Source organism: Kytococcus aerolatus (assembly GCF_900187395.1).
GTDB classification, from domain to species: Bacteria; Actinomycetota; Actinomycetes; order Actinomycetales; family Dermatophilaceae; genus Kytococcus; species Kytococcus aerolatus.
On the sequence record NZ_FYEZ01000001.1, the window covers coordinates 1,440,752 to 1,457,244 of the forward strand.

General features: G+C 70.9%; 16 protein-coding genes, 2 tRNA genes and 1 pseudogene. 9 read left to right on the top strand and 10 right to left on the bottom strand.

What is annotated here, in order from left to right; genetic code table 11:
* Positions 1 to 82: 82 nt before the first annotated feature.
* Positions 83 to 289, bottom strand: coding sequence for a cold-shock protein (locus CFT82_RS06730; RefSeq protein ID WP_159461880.1), 207 nt, complete (start codon positions 287 to 289; stop codon positions 83 to 85).
* A 324-nt stretch (positions 290 to 613) separates the two neighbouring features.
* Positions 614 to 687: transfer RNA gene (locus CFT82_RS06735), tRNA-Gly, on the bottom strand.
* Between the two features lie 122 nt (positions 688 to 809).
* Here CFT82_RS06735 and dcd point away from each other — a divergent pair.
* From dcd to CFT82_RS06765, 6 genes are all read left to right on the top strand, one after another.
* Positions 810 to 1,385, top strand: coding sequence for a dCTP deaminase (gene dcd / locus CFT82_RS06740; protein WP_088818202.1), 576 nt, complete (start codon positions 810 to 812; stop codon positions 1,383 to 1,385).
* A gap of 89 nt (positions 1,386 to 1,474) precedes the next feature.
* Positions 1,475 to 2,629: an ABC transporter ATP-binding protein gene (locus CFT82_RS06745; protein WP_088818203.1), complete on the top strand. Its 1,155-nt coding sequence runs from the start codon at positions 1,475 to 1,477 to the stop codon at positions 2,627 to 2,629.
* The gene (locus CFT82_RS06750; protein ID WP_088818204.1) at positions 2,626 to 3,270 is read left to right on the top strand and encodes an ABC transporter permease; all 645 of its coding nucleotides are present in this window, start codon (positions 2,626 to 2,628) and stop codon (positions 3,268 to 3,270) included. Before CFT82_RS06745 ends, CFT82_RS06750 begins: the two co-directional genes overlap by 4 nt.
* Positions 3,267 to 3,959 (top strand): ABC transporter permease, encoded by a 693-nt coding sequence (locus CFT82_RS06755; RefSeq protein ID WP_088818205.1) that lies wholly within the window; start codon positions 3,267 to 3,269, stop codon positions 3,957 to 3,959. Before CFT82_RS06750 ends, CFT82_RS06755 begins: the two co-directional genes overlap by 4 nt.
* Before the next feature lie 87 nt (positions 3,960 to 4,046).
* Entirely contained in the window at positions 4,047 to 4,949 is a 903-nt protein-coding gene (locus CFT82_RS06760) for an ABC transporter substrate-binding protein (RefSeq protein ID WP_088818206.1), read from the top strand.
* Positions 4,946 to 5,845 (top strand): 3-hydroxyacyl-CoA dehydrogenase NAD-binding domain-containing protein, encoded by a 900-nt coding sequence (locus tag CFT82_RS06765; protein ID WP_159461881.1) that lies wholly within the window; start codon positions 4,946 to 4,948, stop codon positions 5,843 to 5,845. The genes CFT82_RS06760 and CFT82_RS06765 overlap by 4 nt, the downstream gene beginning before the upstream one ends.
* Before the next feature lie 272 nt (positions 5,846 to 6,117).
* Here the strand turns inward: CFT82_RS06765 and CFT82_RS06770 are convergent, their stop codons facing one another.
* The 5 genes and pseudogenes from CFT82_RS06770 to CFT82_RS06790 form a co-directional block, all read right to left on the bottom strand.
* On the bottom strand, positions 6,118 to 6,447 hold the full coding sequence (locus CFT82_RS06770) for a DMT family transporter (RefSeq protein WP_088818208.1): 330 nt from the start codon (positions 6,445 to 6,447) through the stop codon (positions 6,118 to 6,120).
* Positions 6,444 to 6,791: a DMT family transporter gene (locus CFT82_RS06775; protein WP_088818209.1), complete on the bottom strand. Its 348-nt coding sequence runs from the start codon at positions 6,789 to 6,791 to the stop codon at positions 6,444 to 6,446. The genes CFT82_RS06770 and CFT82_RS06775 overlap by 4 nt, the downstream gene beginning before the upstream one ends.
* 2 nt (positions 6,792 to 6,793) lie before the next feature.
* Positions 6,794 to 7,297, bottom strand: a complete 504-nt coding sequence (locus CFT82_RS06780) for a TetR/AcrR family transcriptional regulator (RefSeq protein ID WP_088818210.1) — start codon at positions 7,295 to 7,297, stop codon at positions 6,794 to 6,796.
* A gap of 54 nt (positions 7,298 to 7,351) precedes the next feature.
* Positions 7,352 to 7,447 (bottom strand): annotated as a pseudogene (locus tag CFT82_RS11540) (transposase); the annotation flags it as partial.
* Positions 7,448 to 7,571: 124 nt separating this feature from the next.
* Complete coding sequence (locus tag CFT82_RS06790; protein WP_088818212.1) at positions 7,572 to 11,861, bottom strand: heterodisulfide reductase-related iron-sulfur binding cluster; 4,290 nt, start codon at positions 11,859 to 11,861, stop codon at positions 7,572 to 7,574.
* A gap of 107 nt (positions 11,862 to 11,968) precedes the next feature.
* On the opposite strand from CFT82_RS06790, the gene cysK reads away from it, so the two are divergent.
* Together cysK and epsC are read left to right on the top strand one after the other, a co-directional pair.
* Positions 11,969 to 12,898 carry a cysteine synthase A gene (gene cysK, locus CFT82_RS06795; protein WP_088818213.1) on the top strand — a complete coding sequence of 310 codons (930 nt, stop codon included), beginning with the start codon at positions 11,969 to 11,971 and terminating at the stop codon, positions 12,896 to 12,898.
* On the top strand, positions 12,895 to 13,530 hold the full coding sequence (gene epsC / locus CFT82_RS06800) for a serine O-acetyltransferase EpsC (RefSeq protein ID WP_088818214.1): 636 nt from the start codon (positions 12,895 to 12,897) through the stop codon (positions 13,528 to 13,530). Before cysK ends, epsC begins: the two co-directional genes overlap by 4 nt.
* Positions 13,531 to 13,678: 148 nt before the next feature.
* On the opposite strand, the gene CFT82_RS06805 is transcribed toward epsC, so the two are convergent.
* On the bottom strand, positions 13,679 to 14,071 hold the full coding sequence (locus CFT82_RS06805) for a YtxH domain-containing protein (protein WP_088818215.1): 393 nt from the start codon (positions 14,069 to 14,071) through the stop codon (positions 13,679 to 13,681).
* 81 nt (positions 14,072 to 14,152) lie between these two features.
* Entirely contained in the window at positions 14,153 to 14,428 is a 276-nt protein-coding gene (locus CFT82_RS06810; RefSeq protein WP_088818216.1) for an HU family DNA-binding protein, read from the bottom strand.
* Positions 14,429 to 14,693: 265 nt separating this feature from the next.
* On the opposite strand from CFT82_RS06810, the gene CFT82_RS06815 reads away from it, so the two are divergent.
* Positions 14,694 to 14,780: transfer RNA gene (locus CFT82_RS06815), tRNA-Ser, on the top strand.
* A gap of 72 nt (positions 14,781 to 14,852) precedes the next feature.
* On the opposite strand, the gene CFT82_RS06820 is transcribed toward CFT82_RS06815, so the two are convergent.
* Positions 14,853 to 16,337, bottom strand: coding sequence for an LCP family protein (locus tag CFT82_RS06820; RefSeq protein WP_143469519.1), 1,485 nt, complete (start codon positions 16,335 to 16,337; stop codon positions 14,853 to 14,855).
* Positions 16,338 to 16,493: the final 156 nt, after the last annotated feature.

Here is a 16,493-nt window from a genome sequence, read left to right on the forward strand (position 1 = left end):
GGGACGGCCAGGGCGCCGCACGGACACGCAGAAGCGCCCCGCACCAAGAAGGTGCGGGGCGCTTCTGAAGCAGGTGCTTCGATCAGCCGATCGGCGTGATGTTGGCGGCCTGCAGGCCCTTCGGGCCCTGCTGGGTCTCGAACTCGACCTTGGCGCCCTCCTCGAGGGTGCGGTAGCCGGAGGAGTTGATCGCGGAGAAGTGCGCGAACACGTCGGCGGTGCCGTCGTCGGGAGCGATGAAGCCGAAGCCCTTCTCAGCGTTGAACCACTTCACGGTGCCAGTAGCCATGTCTGTCTCTCTTCTTTCACAGGTGGGGGACCGCTTGTCGGTCACCCCGGGGGGTGCCATTGCGTGATGCCAGAGATTCAGACTTGCCAACGACTGGAGGTCGCTGTCGTGCTTCGCTCTACCAACTTCAACAACGAGCCCAACACTACACGGGTCGGGGGTGCTTGGCGACCACTCGCCCTCCTGTCGGGGCGGGATCGGCCCAGTCAGCCGCAAACGGGCATCGCCGGAGGGGGCCGGCGGGCTCCCCCGGAGGCGTGCCAGCGCCTGCGGGGCGGGCCCGTGAACGAGAAGGCCCCACTCGGGGCTGCCGAGTGGGGCCGGTGGAGCGGGTGACGAGAATCGAACTCGCGTATTCAGCTTGGGAAGCTGATGTTCTACCATTGAACTACACCCGCGGGTGTGACGTCAGAGTGTACACGCTCCCGGGGGTGGGGTGCTCGGTGGGCTGTGGACGACTCGGCCGGGGAGGCGAGCGGCTCGGTGACTCGGCTGCTGGCGGGAGCGATAGCCTCACCACATGCTGCTCTCGGATCGCGACATCCGCGCTCGTATCGATGCCGGTGACGTCCGCCTCGACCCGTGGGACCCCGTGATGCTCCAGCCGAGCAGCGTCGACGTGCGTCTCGACCGCTACTTCCGGCTCTTCGACAACCACAAGTACCCGGTCATCGACCCGGCGCAGGAGCAGCCCGACCTGACGCGTCTCGTGGAGGTCGACCCGGAGGAGCCCTTCGTCCTGCACCCCGGTGAGTTCGCGCTGGCCAGCACCTACGAGCAGATCACCCTCCCGGTCGACGTCGCCGCCCGCGTGGAGGGCAAGAGCTCGCTGGGGCGCCTCGGCCTGCTCACCCACGCCACCGCCGGTTTCGTCGACCCCGGCTTCTCCGGCCACGTCACCCTCGAGCTGAGCAACGTGGCCACCCTGCCGATCGTGCTCCACCCGGGCATGAAGATCGGCCAGCTCTGCTTCTTCCAGCTCTCCTCGCCCGCGGAGCACCCCTACGGCTCGGCGAAGTACGGCTCGCACTACCAGGGGCAGCGCGGCCCCACCGCCTCCCGCAGCTGGGCGAACTTCCACCGCACCGAGCTCTGAGGCGGCCCTCCCCGACGGGGTGAGCGTCGCCCGGGTGCCCGGTGCTGGTCCCGATGCGGTTGTCGGTGGCCCCGCGTAGGGTCGTGCGCATGATCCGCTTCGAGGGCGTGAGCAAGCGTTTCGGCAACGGGACCGTGGCCGTGGACGACCTGACCCTGGAGTGCCCCACAGGGCAGATCACAGTGCTGGTCGGGCCGTCGGGCTGCGGCAAGACGACGAGCCTGCGGATGATCAACCGCATGGTCGAGCCCTCGGAGGGTCTGATCCTCATCGATGGGCGCCCGAACACGGACCTCGACGCGAACGAGCTGCGCCGCACCATCGGCTACGTCATCCAGCACGGCGGGCTCTTCCCGCACCAGACGGTGCTGCGCAACGTCATGACGGTGCCCCTACTGGTCGGCTGGAGCAAGCAGAAGGCCCGCACCCGGGCGCGGGAGCTGCTTGAGCGGGTGGGGCTCGACCCGGACCTCGCCCAGCGCTACCCCGCCCAGCTCTCCGGTGGGCAGCAGCAGCGCGTCGGGGTGGCCCGGGCCCTGGCCGCCGACCCGCCGGTGATGCTCATGGACGAGCCGTTCAGCGCGGTCGACCCCATCGTGCGCGAGCGGCTGCAGGAGGAGTTCCTGCGCCTCCAGGACGAGATCGGCACCACCATCGTGCTGGTCACCCACGACATCGACGAGGCCATGCGGCTGGGGGACCAGGTCGCGATCCTGCGGGAGGGCGGCCACCTGGCGCAGGTCGACTCCCCGGCGCGCGTGATGGCCCGTCCCGCTGACGACTTCGTGGCCGACTTCGTGGGGCGCGACCGCGGGTACCGCTCCCTGGCCTTCCACACCGGGGAGGTGACGCTGCAGCGGGAGGACGCGGTCCGCATCGGCGAGCCGCTGCCGCGCGGGGCCGACTGGGTGCTCGCGGTGGACGACGAGTCCCATCCGCTGGGGTGGCTGCGGGCCGATGCGGGCGGCACGGCCCGGGAGGGTGAGCTGCGCCTGGGGGGCACGCTCGCCCGCCGCGACGGGTCGTTGCGGGCCCTGCTCGACGCGGCGCTGTCCTCCCCGAGCCAGCGCGGCGTGGTGGTGGACGATGACGGGCGGCTGCTGGGGACGGTGCGTCCGCACGACGTGCTCGACGTCATCACGGAGACCGACCGCGCCGACCCGGCCTCGCGCCACGAGGACGAGCCCCGTCCCGAGCGCCCGGGGCGGGAGGATGCTGACGCCGCCGTGGGGAGTGCGCCGTGAGCGAGATCGGCAATGTCGAATGGTCCGAGCTCTGGGAGCTCGGACTCGCGCACGTCTACCTGGCGGGCCTGCCCCTGCTGATCGGGCTGGCGCTCGCCCTGCCGCTGGGGTGGGTGGCCGCGCGGGTTCCGCGACTCCGGACGGCCCTGGTCTCCGGCAGTGCGCTGCTCTACACGATCCCCTCGCTGGCGCTGTTCATCTTGCTGCCGGGCATCATCGGCACGCAGATCCTCGACCCGGTGAACGTGCTGATCGCGATGTCGTTGTACACCGTGGCGTTGTTGGTGCGGAACGTGGCCGACGGCTTGGGGGCGGTGCCGGAGCACGTGCGGCAGGCCGCCACCGCGATGGGCCTCGGGCGCTGGCGGCGGCTGACGCGCGTCGAGCTGCCGCTGGCGGTCCCCGTCATCGCCGCGGGCCTGCGGGTGGCGGCCGTGAGCAATGTCAGCATCGTGAGCGTGGCCGCGCTGGTGGGCATCCCGCAGCTCGGGATCCTCTTCACACGCGGCTTCAACCGGGATGACCTGGGCATGATCGCCGTGGGCATGGCCGGGTGCGTGCTGCTCGCCCTGCTCTTCGATGCGGTGATCCTGCTGCTCCGCCGGCTGCTCACCCCGTGGCTGCGTGAGGTGCGCGCATGATCGTCGGCGAGATCGTGGCCTGGCTGACCGACCCCGCCAGCTGGCAGGGGGAGGACGGCATCTGGATGCAGGTGCTGCGGCACCTGGCGTACTCGTTCGCGGCGCTCGCCCTGGCCTGCCTGGTGGCGGTCCCGCTGGGCCTGTGGATCGGGCACACGGGTAAGGGCTCGGTGGTGGTGGTGAACCTGGCCGGGGCGCTGCGTGCGCTGCCCTCGCTGGGTCTGCTGCTGCTGGGGTGGGTGCTCCTCGCGCCGCACCTGCCCGGTGATGCTGCGTTCGTGGTACCGAGCCTCATCGTGCTGGCCGTGCTGGCGATCCCCCCGGTGCTCTCGGGGGTGTACTCCGGCATCGCGGAGGTGGACCCGGCCGCGCGGGACGCGGCGAAGGGCATGGGGATGACCGGCATGCAAGTGCTGCGGCGGGTGGAGATCCCCGTGGCGCTGCCGTTGATCCTCTCCGGCGTGCGGTCGGGGCTGCTGCAGATCATCGCGACGGCCACCATCGCCGCCTACGTCTCCCTCGGCGGGCTGGGGCGCTACCTCATCGACGGGCTCGCGGCGCGCGACTACACGCAGATGGCCGGCGGGGCGCTGCTCGTGGCGGGCCTGGCGTTGCTGATGGAGCTGGTCTTCACCCTGGTGCAGAAGCTCGTCGTGAGCCCCGGCCTGGCCGACCAGGAGGCACGATGACGACCGCGCTCCCGACCGCTGCACCTGCTGATCCCGCACGACTACCTACCGACCCCCATCCACCCCCTCGATCTCCCAGGAGTGACCATGCGTCCCACCCGTTCCCTCGCCGCGCTCGCGACGGTCAGCGCCCTCACGCTCGCCGCCTGCGGTGGCGACCCCACGCAGGACCCCAGCGCCACCGAGGAGGGTGACGCGAGCAAGGTGACCATCGGCAGCGGGAACTTCACCGAGAGCACGATCCTGGCCGAGGTCTACGCCAAGGCACTGCAGGACGACGGCGTCGAGGTGGAGAAGAAGCTGGAGATCGGCAGCCGCGAGACCTACCTGCCGGCCCTGCAGGACGGCTCGATCGACCTCATCCCGGAGTACATCGGCACCTTGGCGACCTATTTCGACAAGGAGCTGGCGGTCACCGACGCCGACGAGGTCTACGCGGCCCTCGAGAAGAGCCTGCCCGAGGGGCTGGAGGTGCTCGAGTACTCCGAGGCCGAGAACGCCGACAACGTCGTCGTCACCCGCGCCACGGCCGACGATCAGGGACTGGAGAAGATCTCCGACCTGGAGGGCAAGGCCGGGGACATGACCCTCGGCGGCCCCCCGGAGTGGAAGGAGCGCGCGCAGGGGGTGCCCGGGTTGAAGAAGGTCTACGGGCTGGAGTTCGCGAAGTTCCGCGAGCTGAGCGCTGGCGGCAACGTGACGGCCCAGGCGCTGGAGAACGGCCAGATCGACGCTGCGAACATCTTCACCACCGATCCGTCGATCGTGCAGAAGGACTTCGTGATCCTCGAGGACGACAAGGACCTGTTCAGCGCGCAGAACGTGGTGCCGCTGCTCTCCTCGGAGGTGGCGGACGACACGGTCAGTGAGTCGCTGAACAAGGTCTCCTCGGAACTGACCGCGGAGGACCTCGCGCAGATGCAGATCGACGTCACCGACGGCAAGACGCCGGAGGAGGTCGCCAGCGCGTGGGTGGAGGAGAACCTGTGAGCGCGCGGCGGGCGGCCGTCATCGGGGCCGGGACGATCGGTCTGGGCTGGGCCGGGATCTTCGCCGGCCACGGCTGGGACGTGGCCGTGTTCGACCCGCGCGACGGCCTGGACGCGGCGCTCGACGACGCGGCGGCCGACGCGGCCGGGGCGCTGACGGCTGCGGGGCGTGAGGTGAGCATCCAGCAGGTGCGTGAGCGGCTCGCGGTGGCGGGATCGTTGGAGGAGGCGGCCGAGGGTGCGGAGCACGTGCAGGAGTCCGGGCCGGAGGAGTTGGAGTGGAAGCGGCGCACCTTCGCGCAGCTCGAGGCGGCCACGGGGCCGGGAACGGTGCTGGCGACCTCTAGCTCTTTCATCACCTCCAGCGAGATCTCCCGCGACAACCTCCAGCAGGGGCGGATGCTGGTGGGCCACCCCTTCAACCCGGTGCTGGTGCTCCCGTTGGTGGAGGTCGTCAGCGGGCAGGACACGCGCCCGGAGACGGTGGAGGCGGCCGTGGAGACCTACCGTGCCGTGGGCAAGCACCCGGTGGTGGTCGGCGCGGAGGTGCAGGGCTTCATCGGCAACCGGTTGCAGTTCGTCCTGCTGGCCGAGGCGCTGCACCTGGTGGAGCAGGGGGTGGCCACGCCGGAGGAGATCGACGAGGTCGTGCGCACCTCCCTCGGGCCACGGTGGGCGGCGCTGGGGCCGTTGCGGGCCTCGTCGATGGGCGGGGCGCGCGGGATGACCGGGCTGTTCGAGCTCCTCTCGCCCGAGCTGGAGAAGCTGCAGCCCGGGCTGCCGGACCTGGCGACGCAGATCCGGACGACCGGGGTGGTGGACGCCGCCTACGGCGACAACCAGCCGACGCCGGCGGAGGTCGCCCGGCGCCTCCGGGGCGCCTTGTCCGACGACTGACGCACCCCGCATCGAGGAGCGCACCCGCGCTCGCACCCTGACGCATCGAGGACGAACCAGGGGCGAGACGCCGCCGGTGTTCCCGTGGGAGGTCTTGACGGGCTGAGGGCGTGGCTGCTCCGCCCGGGGGGTGCGGGGCGGGGTTCGAGCGTGTGGGGTGGGCGCGGCGGGTCGGTGCCGGCCTCCAGACCTGATCCCCACCGAATGTCCAGCGAGCCGCCAGCCGCCGTGGCACTTGCCAGCTCAGGTGTTTACTCAGGCTGTTCAGCGCGTCAGTGTGCGGCGCCGAGTTCGATGAGGAGGACTCCTCCGACGATCAGGATCAGTCCGAGGCTCATCACCCAGGTGAGAGGTTCTTTGAAGAAGATGCGGCTGAGGATCGCGGTGATCGCCACGCCCGCGGCGGCCCAGATCCCGTAGGCCACGCCGATTGCGACACCTTCTGCGAGCACGACGGAGAGCATCGTGAAGGCGAAGACGTAGCCGGCGCCGACGCCGATCCACCACAGCTTCTTTCCGGTGCTCGCCATGCGCAGCGAGACTGTCGCGGTGACCTCGGCGATGATCGCGGCCGTGAGGCAGATGAGGGCGAGGACAGTCATGACGTTGCCTCCGTCTTCTTGTGGGCGGCTTGCGAGCCGAGTTCGACCAGCAGTACGCCGGCCATGATGAGGGCGATCCCAATGGCCATGACGAAGGTGATGGGCTCGCTGAAGAGAACGAAAGACATGATCGCCGTCAGGGCAACGCCGCTGGCCCCCCAGATCCCGTACCCGGCGCCGAGGCTCATCCCGTTGCGCAGCGCGATGAACAGGGCGAGGAAGGATCCGACGTAGCCGGCGATGACGAGGGCGTAGAAGCCGGGTGCGTCGAGGGCGGCTTTCAGCGAAAGGGAACCGGTGACTTCGAGGCCGATCGCGAGAGCGAGAAACACCCATTTCTTCATGACTATGAGTCCTTTGCGACGAGGGAGAGGGCCACGTCGACGACGGCAGTGCGCTGCGGTTCGTCAAGGCGAAGCATGCCGAGACAGCGATCGATCCAGGCGCCGTCCGCGATGAGTCGGACGGCTGCGACGTGAGGCTCGGTGGACTCGCCGAACCAGACGGCCATCCGATCGGCCCACCGGGCCGACAGCTTGTCGCGAAGACGTGGGTCTGCCAGCAGTGCGAGGTCGGCTGGATCCATGTCCCCCAGGAGTGCGTACTCAACGTAGGCCCGAAGGCGAGCCGTCGAATCCGCGTCGGCACCAGCGCGTGCGGTCAGCTCGGCCTCCCACTGCTCGAGCAGGTGGTCCAACACCGCCAGCGCGAGGCCCTCCTTCGTGGAGAAGTGATGGACCACACCCGGTTTGGTGAGGCCGGCGACACGTGCGACGGCGTCGATCGTCAGCGGGTCACCGGCGCGAAGGACGTCGAGAGCCGCATCGAGGATGTCAGGTTTCGTTGCCACTCGGCTAACCTACCATACGTATGGTAGGTCGTCCCTCTCTTCGAACGTCGGTGGGGTCTCTTGCTGGACGCGGCGAAGGACCTCATCGACGGCCTGGGTGCCGAGCTTGACCACGTGAAAGGTGTCCAGCACGGCGGTGGCGTCGGCCACCGACGCCGAAGGGAGCCATCCCATCACCGGCTCCGCCACGCACGCGGGCACCCCTGCCCCCACAACGACGGGAGCCCGCCGCAGGATCACCCTGCAGCGGACTCCCGTACCGGACCGACCCGGCTCAGCCCTTCCAGGCACCCAGGCGCAGCGCTGGCGAGTGAGCCCCGATGCGGGATGCTCGCTCGCCCACGTTCGGCACCTCGACCGGAGCGCCGCCCGTCGGCGGGGCCTCAGAAGCGTCGGCCTCAGGAGCGGCGGACCCCGTGGCCGTCGGCTCGGTCGAACCCTGGTTGACCGAGGCGTCGTCCTCCACGATCTGAGTGCCCGAGACCACAGCCGGGGTGCTCGTGGTCCCTGGGTCCACGACCTCCTGCGGCTGGCGGTCGGCGGCCTCCTGCGGCTGCTGCTCCTGGCCGATGTCATCCATCCGATCGCCCTGCATCACGCCCGTGGACGTGACCGGGGCGTGGGACTCATCGATCGGCGGCGTGTCAGCCCTCTCGACCTCTGCCTCTGCGGCCTGCGCGCCACCCTGGGCCCACCCGAATCGCGATGCGGAGTCAGCTCCGATCGTCGTGCTGGTGTGGCCCTGCGGTGCGGTGGCCGCAGTCCGCTGATCGGAGCTGTCGGCCGGCACGGAGACGGTGGGGGTGGGCTCCTCGGTCGAGGTGCTCGGTCCCGTCGCCTCGGTCACGGCCGCCTGGGACGTCGACGCTTCGCCCTCGGTCGCGTCCTGGTCGCTGCCGCGGCCGGTCGCCCAGCCGAACCGCTGCGGGGAGTCGAGGCCGATCCGGTCACCGGAGTGGCCGGCCGGGGCCGTGCCGATGGGCCCGCTCGCCGCCGGGGCGGCGTCATCGTCCGGGGTGGCGGGGCCGGCCGGGGTGGCCTGGCTCGTCGTCACGGTCGTCGAGGTCTGTTCCGTCACCGCGCTCTCGGAGTGCTGCTCCGTCGCGGGTTCCGGGGAGGCCTGTGTGGCCGCCGTGACCGTGGGCTCGGGCTGGGCCGCAGCGGCGGGCGCCGCGCCCTCGGCCTGCTCTCCGCCGGTACCGGTGGCCCAGCCGAAGCGGCGCGGCGACTCCCCGCCGATCCGGTCGCCGCCGTGCCCCGCCGGTGCGCTGCCCGTGCCCGTGACGCCTGCGGCACCCGGGGAAACGGTGGCCTCGGTTGCGGACGCCTCAGCATCCACCGATCCGGCTCCCTGGGTGCTGGCCGCCTCCCGCTGGGGGGGCTCGGCACTGGAAGCTGCCTCGGCCGCGGGGGCGGCGTCGGTGGCCTCGGTGGCAGGTGCTCCTGCCTGGCCCGTCGACGGCGCGCCAGTGGCCTGATCGGTGGCCCACCCGAAGCGGGTGGGGGTGTCGGCCCCGATGCGCTGACCGGTGAAGGCCGCGGGGGCGGTGCCAGCGCTCGGTCCCGCCGGTGCAGGTGCCTCGGCCTCCGGGGTGGTGCCGTCGGCGGTATCTACGGTGGCTGCAGCGGTCGCGGTCTCGGCGGCGGCGGTGTTGTCGGAGTCGGCATCCGAGGCAGCGGCCGCCGCGGGGGCGGTCTGGGACGCGGACGCGGCGGTGCCGCCCGCGGGGGCGCCGTCCTGCGAGGCCCAGCCGAAGCGGGTGGGCGTGTCGGCGCCGATTCGGTCTCCGGTGAAGGCCTGTGGGGCCGTGCCACCGGCGGCGGTGGCAGCACCAGCAGCGTCACCAGTCGTCGTACCGGCGGTACCGGTGGCATTCGTCGTGTCGTCCGAGGGCGCGCCGGCCGCTGCCGGCTCGTCCACGGCGTCCGCAGGCTCCTCACCCGCAGCCCGGTCCTCCTCGACCTGCCCGACGGCGCCCTGCTCGTCCACGGTGGTCTCGCCCTCGGGGGAGCGGTCGTCCTCGTCGACGCGGGAACCCACGGGGCCCTCCGCGTCGTCACCATCGGACTCGCGCGGCTCCTCGGCCGAGACACGGGAGGCAGCCTCGTCACCCTCGGAACCGTCATCCGAGCCCGAGCCCGATGCAAGGGCTGCCCCGGCGGCGGCACTGGAGCCCGCCTTGGTGAGCTCGGAGATGTCGTCGGGGATCTGGATCCGCTGCGTCTCGGCGTCGCTGGCCGCACCGTCAGTGGTGGTGCCGTCCACGAGCTCGTCGGTGACCACACCGGCCGCGGCGTCCTCCTCCTGGCCGCGGCGCACGCCGGCGAGCAGCATCTGCGCCACGTCGACGACCTCGACGTCCTTGCCGCGGCCCTCTTCCTGGGCTGCGGTCAGGCCGTCGCTCATCATCACGCGGCAGAAGGGGCAACCGATGGCGATGCGCTCGGCACCCGTGTCGATGGCCTCCTCGGTGCGGTTCACGTTGATCCGCGAGCCGAGCTTCTCCTCCATCCACATGCGGGCACCACCGGCGCCACAGCAGAAGGACTTCTCCTTGGAGCGCTCCATCTCCCGGTACTCCACACCCGGCAGCGTGGCGATCAGCTCGCGCGGCGCCTCGTACACCTTGTTGTGACGGCCCAGGTAGCAGGGGTCGTGGTAGGTCACCGACGGGGCGGTGGAGGCGAACGGCGACGGCGTGGCCACCTCGGAGGCCGCGACCGGCTGCAGCTTCTTCTCGCGCACCAGGCGGTTCAGCAGCTGCGTGTGGTGCACGACCTCGTACTTCCCGCCGTTCTGCGGGTACTCGTTCTTGATGGTGTTGAAGCAGTGCGCACAGGTCACCACGATCTTCGTGGCCCCCACCTCGTTCAACATCTCCACGTTCTGCTGCGCCAGCATTTGGTACAGCACCTCGTTGCCGGCACGGCGGGCGGAGTCACCGGTGCAGGCCTCGCCGTCACCCAGGACGGCGAAGTCGACCCCGGCGATGTCCAGCAGCTCGGCGACGGCCTGCGTGGTCTTCTTCGCGCGGTCCTCGAAGGCGCCGGCGCAACCCACCCAGAAGAGGTACTCGACCTCGTCGAGCGACTCCACGTCCGAGCCCACCTGCTTGATGGGGAAGTCCAGGCCCTTGGCCCAGTCCATGCGGGTGGAGTTGGCCATGCCCCAGGGGTTCTGCTTGCTCTCGAGGTTCTTGAACAGGCCACCCAGCTCGCTCGGGAAGGCCGACTCGATGAGCACCTGGTTACGGCGCATGTCCACGATGGCGTCGACGTGCTCGATGTCCACCGGGCACTGCTCCACGCACGCACCACAGCTGGTGCAGCTCCACAGCACGTCGGGGTCGATGACGGCGCCGCCGGACGGGATGGTCGGGTCACCCTCGGTCGCGCCGACCAGCTGGCGGATGTCGAAGTCCTCCGGGGAGCCCGCCGCCACCTGCGAGTCGGGGTCCGATGCGGTGAGGGTCGCGCTCTGCCACGGCGCCTGGGCGTAGGCGGCGTCGCGCAGGTTCATCACCAGCATCTTCGGCGAGAGCGGCTTCTCGGTGTTCCAGGCCGGGCACTGCTCCTGGCAGCGGCCGCACTCGGTGCAGGTGGTGAAGTCCAGCAGGCCCTTCCAGGTGAAGTCCTCGATGGAGCCGACACCCATGCGCAGCTCGTCGTCGCCCTCGTCGGCCTCGGCGATCTCCTCGAGCTGGTCCATGCTCGTGAGCGGCTTGCCGCCCACCATCATCGGCTGCAGCTCACCCAGCGAGGTGCGGCCGTCGGCGTGACGCTTGAACCAGATGTTGAAGAAGGCCAGGAAGCGGTGCCAGGCCACACCCATCGTGGGCTGCAGGCCGATGGTGATCATCCACGCCATCGAGATGAGGATCTTGACCAGCGCCACGGCGATGATCAGCGCGCCCAGCGTGCCGGCGGAGAGCCCGGTCAGCGCCGAGCCCATCCAGGCGGTCAGCGGGAAGTGCAGGGCGCTGGCGTGCTCGGCCCCCTCCACGCGACCGAGGGCGTACTCCAGGGCACGCAGGGCCAGGATGCACAGCACGACGCCGAGGATCGTGAACTCGACGTAGTAGGCCTGCCAGAAGGTGGACCCCCAGAACCGGCTGCGGCGTGCGTTGCCGGTCTCCTTCTCGGCCGCGGCGGGCTTCTTGAGCTGCCGCAGGACGATGAGGAAGACGATGCCCACCAGACCCGTCCAGGCGAAGAACTCGGTGAGCCACTCGAAGGGCGGGAAGTGCCCGAGGAGCGGCAGTGCGAAGCGCGGGTCGAACAGCTGGCCGTAGGCCGTGACCAGGGTCAGGAAGAGCACCCCGAAGCTGAGCATCGTGAACCAGTGGGCGATGGCCACCCACTTCTTGCGCAGCATGCGCGGGTGGAGCAGGACCTCCCGGAACATGGTGGTGGTGCGCTGGACCGGGTCGTCGAAGCGCCCGACGGCGGCCTGGCCCTGGCGGACGACCGCCAGGATGCGCATCACGGCGCGCGTGAGCAGCGCGATGCCGGCGGTCGTGATGGCCAGGCACACGAGGATGGTGAGCAGCTGGAGGGGGTGCATGGGGGGAGTCTACGAACCGTCGCGCGCGGGGGCCGGGTGTGGCACACCTCACCTTCGAATCAGGCGGGATTTGGAATGCGGAAACATGCCGTGATGTTGCTCTGGGTATGACGATTCACCAGGACATCACCTCCACCATCGGCGGCACCCCGCTGGTCCGCCTCAACCGCGTCACCGAGGGCCTCGGGGCCACCGTCCTCGCCAAGATCGAGGCCGCCAACCCGGCCAGCTCGGTCAAGGACCGCATCGGCGCGGCCATCATCGACGCCGCCGTCGCCTCCGGCCAGCTGCAGCCCGGCGGGACGATCGTCGAGGGGACCTCCGGGAACACCGGGATCGCGCTGGCCATGGTCGCGGCGGCCCGGGGCTACCGCTGCGTCCTCACCATGCCCGAGACGATGAGCACCGAGCGCCGCGCCGTGCTGCGTGCCTACGGTGCCGAGCTGGTGCTCACCCCCGGCCCGGAGGGCATGAAGGGGGCGGTCGCGAGGGCCGAGGAGATCGCCGCCGAGCGCGGCGGGGTGCTGGCCAGCCAGTTCGCCAACGAGGCCAACTCCGAGGTGCACCGCCGCACCACGGCCGAGGAGATCTGGGCCGACACCGAGGGGAAGGTCGACGCCTTCGTGGCCGGCGTCGGCACCGGTGGCACCGTGACCGGCGTGGGGCAGGTGCTCAAGGAGCGCAACCCCGAGGTGCACGTGGTGGCCGTGGAGCCCGCCGACTCGCCGATCCTCACCGGCGGTGAGGCCGGGCCGCACAAGATCCAGGGGCTGGGTGCCAACTTCGTGCCCGAGGTCCTCGACACCAAGGTGTACGACGAGGTCGTCGACGTCGAGCTGGACGACGCCCTGCGCGTCTCGCGTGAGCTCGCGAAGCAGGAGGGCATCCTCACCGGGATCTCGGCCGGGGCGAACGTCCACGCCGCCCTGGAGCTCGCCGCCCGCCCCGAGATGGCCGGCCGGACCATCGTCGTCATCGTCCCGGACTTCGGGGAGCGCTACCTCTCCACGGTCCTCTTCGAGGGGCTCGGCGCGTGAGCGGGGCAGGTCACCGTGACCGGAGGGCCGGGGCGGGGAGGCGGCTCGCCGGGTTCCGCCGCCTCGTCGGCCAGGTCCTCGAGGACGCCGACGCCGTGGTGCAGCGCGACCCGGCCACCTCCAGTCGCGCCGAGGCGCTCCTCACCAGCCCCGGGCTCCACGCCATCGCGGCCCACCGGGTGGCCCACTCCCTGTGGAGCCGGCCCGGGGGGCGTCTGCCGGCGCGGGTGCTCGGGACGCTCTCCCGTGCGGTGACCGGTGTGGAGATCCACCCGGGTGCCACGATCGGGCGCCGGCTCGTCATCGACCACGGGATGGGCGTCGTCATCGGGGAGACCGCGGAGGTGGGGGACGACGTGATGATGTACCACGGCGTCACCCTCGGCGGGACGATCTCGCAGACCGTGAAGCGGCACCCCACGGTGGGGGACCGCGTGCTGCTCGGGGCCGGCTCCACGGTGCTCGGGAACATCGAGCTGGCCTCCGGGACCGCCGTCGGGGCCGGGGCGGTCGTGCTCAAGCCGGTGCCGAGCGGTCAGGTGGTCGGTGGGATCCCCGCGAAGCCGCTCAACTCCACCTACGAGCTGCCCGAGCTGCCCCGGGAGCTGGCGGCCGACCACTGGATGATCTGAGCGAGCCACCCCCCGCCCTTGCCGGGCCGCTGCGGCGTGGAGGGTGCAGCAGAAGGGCCCCACCCGACAGGGTGGGGCCCTTCTGCACCTCTGGGTGAGCTCCCCGGGGCGGGCCGGTCAGGAGACCGCCCCGCTCACCGGGCGGGGCTCACTTGTCGCCGAAGCTGGAGGTGTTGGTGGTCGGCTGGAAGCCGGAGGTCGAGCCACCCTTGAGGCCGGTGGTCGAGGCGTTGCCGGTCGCGGTCGCGGTGCCCGTGGTGGTGGACGGCGCGGTGGTCTGGCCGAAGGACGAGGTGCCGGTGGTGTCGGCGTCGGCGTTCTTGGCCTTGGCCTCGGAGACCTTGCCCTTGACCTGGTCCTGGGCCTGGACGAAGGCCGAGTCCGCGGAGGAGCGAGCGGTCGTCACGGCGTCCTGGACGCGGGGGTCGCCCCACAGCTTCTGGGCCTGGTCGACGATCTGGTCGTACTTCTCGCGGCCGGCGCGGGTGCCCAGCAGGTAGCCGATACCGGTACCGACGAGGAGGAGCATCTTGTTCTTCATGGTTCTGCCTCTCAGTGTGGTGCTGCTTCGTTTCCTGCGGAGGGGCCAGCGGGAGCTGGCCCGGTGGTCTCGAAGGGGCGATCAGCCCTTGGCAGCGGCCTTGAGGGCCGAGCCGGCGGAGAGCTTGGCGCCGAAGGAGGCCGGGATCTCCATGGTCTCACCGGTGCGCGGGTTGCGGCCGGTGCGAGCCGAACGCTCGACGCGCTCGATGGTCATGAGGCCCGGCAGCGAGACCTTCTCGCCCTTGCCGATGGTCTCGCAGATGACGTCGCCCATCGCGGACAGGACAGCGGCAGCATCCTTGGCGGACACGTCGGCCTGCTGGGCGATGGCGCTGGCGAGCTCGGTGCGGTTCATGGGAACTCCTTCGTCCTGCATTCTCATGCAACGGGGGCGGTACCCGGCGGTGCCGAGCTCCTCCCTGACTGACGGTCGACGCGTGCCGACACTGCATCCATCATGGCCCATCACGGTGTGGATGCAAGCCAGAACGCGCGATACGAGGCGGATTACACGTCCGGAACTCGCCTCGGCAGCTCCCGCCGTAGACTGGTGGACCACCTCTGCGCGCGCCGCGCGAAAGCCCTCGGGGCCAACGCATCGTCCGTGCGGGGTGGCCTCGGGAGGGCTCGCATAGTGGCCTAGTGCGGCGGTCTTGAAAACCGCTATGGGTGCACACCCATCGTGGGTTCGAATCCCACGCCCTCCGCCGGTGCGCCGCCCGGCCCCGCCTCCGGTGGGGCCGGGCGGCGTCCTCGCACGGGGCCGGTGGTGATCCCGCTCAGCAGGTGGTGGCCATGTCCTCGGCCTCGGTCACGTCCTGCTCGGTGGGCTCGTCGGAGGGGCTCTCGGAGCTCGAGGTCGAGGTCGACGGCTTCTTCTTCGGCTTGGGCGGGTTGATCGCCCTGTCCACCATGCGGTGGATCGCCGCGAAGTCCGGGTCGGAGGTGTCGATGCGCTCGTTGGTCAGGGAGAGGCTCTTCATGCGGCCGTCCTGGATCCGCAGGAAGAGGTCGGCCCAGGCCCGGAGGTCCGACTCGGGGATGTCGCTCCACACGTTCGACTCCAGGGCACCGGCGATGGCGGGGTAGCGACGGAGCAGGTCCAGCGGGCTGGACTGGTCCACGAGCGCCCCCACCATGCAGCGCTGGCGGTCCATCCGGTCGTAGTCCGAGGTGGTGGCCCGGGAGCGTGAGTACCAGAGGGCCGTGTACCCGTCCATGTGCTGGGTGCCGGGCTCGATCCACCCCTTGATCGAGCCCGGGACGATCTGGCCGTTCTCCACCTTGCCGCCGATGGGGAGCCGCTCGGGCACGTTGATCTCGACGCCGCCCATGGCGTCGACCAGCTGCTCGAAGCCCTCGAGGTCGACCGTCACGACGTGGTGGATGGGCAGCCCGACGACCCCTTCGATGGAGTCGCGGGTGGTCACCAGGCCGGGGTTGTCCTGGGTGCCGAAGAGCTCCTGGTGGGCGGCGGCCTCGGTCCACAGGGCGTTGATGAGGCACTCGTTCCCGCAGTCGTAGCCGCTCGGCCACAGCTGGTGCAGGGGGTTCCCGGCCGGGACGGGGGCATTCATGAGGTTGCGGGGGATGCCGATGAGCACCGAGTGACCGGTGCGCGGGTCGATGCTCATGACCATGAGCGCGTCGGGGCGGACCCCGAAGCGGTCGTCGGCGGCGTCCGAGCCCAGCATGAGGAGGTTGACCCGGTCGAAGTCCGCCCACGGGTCCTCCTGGCCGACCGCCGGGCCGCCCTCGTCCCCGTCGGTGTCCGCCTCGCTGAAGACGGTGCTGACGGCCTTGCGGTGCGCCGCCACGAGGTTGAGCGCCTGGGCTGCCGGGGCGAGGACCAGCCCGCTCATGAGGAGGGCGACGAGGGTGAGGGCGGCCGAGCCCCGGGTGGAGAGGCCCGCGGGGCGCGCGAGGCGGGCCGTGAAGGCGATGAGTGCCAGCCACAGCAGGGTGAGAAGCACCAGGCCGATGGCGATGGTCCAGAGCTGGGTGCGGCTGGTGGCCACGCCCACGGCCGTGTTGAGCAGGCCGGACCCCTGGAGGCGCCAGAGCAGAACGAGGCCGCCCAGCAGGAGGGCTCCCAGGGCGAGGGCGCCGAGGCGCCACGCCCGGGTGAGGAGCAGCCCGGCACCGGGCACGAGGCCGGAGAGCACGGTGAGGCCGACGGCCCGGCCCAGGGTCTTGGGCGGGCGCTGCCCGTTCGACCAGCCGCGGCTCGCGCCGTGCGGTGTGGTCTCGATGGAGGTGCTCACGGTGCTCCTGGACTGTTCTGCTGGGGCCGGTGGGGCGGCGGCCTGAGGCGTCTCGCCGGGATGATGCGTAGCGTGCAGTCTAGCCACGGCCGGAGGGTGCGGCTCGACTCCCGTGCGCCGAGGAGGTAGCCTGTCCCCTCGCATCCGGTGCGAATC

Coding starts and splice junctions, on each gene's coding strand:
- CFT82_RS06775 (WP_088818209.1), bottom strand. CDS start 6,791: ATGAAGAAATGGGTGTTTCTCGCTCTCGCGATCGGCCTCGAAGTCACC.
- CFT82_RS06755 (WP_088818205.1), top strand. CDS start 3,267: ATGATCGTCGGCGAGATCGTGGCCTGGCTGACCGACCCCGCCAGCTGG.
- CFT82_RS06745 (WP_088818203.1), top strand. CDS start 1,475: ATGATCCGCTTCGAGGGCGTGAGCAAGCGTTTCGGCAACGGGACCGTG.
- CFT82_RS06770 (WP_088818208.1), bottom strand. CDS start 6,447: ATGACTGTCCTCGCCCTCATCTGCCTCACGGCCGCGATCATCGCCGAG.
- CFT82_RS06810 (WP_088818216.1), bottom strand. CDS start 14,428: ATGAACCGCACCGAGCTCGCCAGCGCCATCGCCCAGCAGGCCGACGTG.
- CFT82_RS06805 (WP_088818215.1), bottom strand. CDS start 14,071: ATGAAGAACAAGATGCTCCTCCTCGTCGGTACCGGTATCGGCTACCTG.
- CFT82_RS06730 (WP_159461880.1), bottom strand. CDS start 289: ATGGCTACTGGCACCGTGAAGTGGTTCAACGCTGAGAAGGGCTTCGGC.
- cysK (WP_088818213.1), top strand. CDS start 11,969: ATGACGATTCACCAGGACATCACCTCCACCATCGGCGGCACCCCGCTG.
- CFT82_RS06790 (WP_088818212.1), bottom strand. CDS start 11,861: ATGCACCCCCTCCAGCTGCTCACCATCCTCGTGTGCCTGGCCATCACG.
- dcd (WP_088818202.1), top strand. CDS start 810: ATGCTGCTCTCGGATCGCGACATCCGCGCTCGTATCGATGCCGGTGAC.
- CFT82_RS06760 (WP_088818206.1), top strand. CDS start 4,047: ATGCGTCCCACCCGTTCCCTCGCCGCGCTCGCGACGGTCAGCGCCCTC.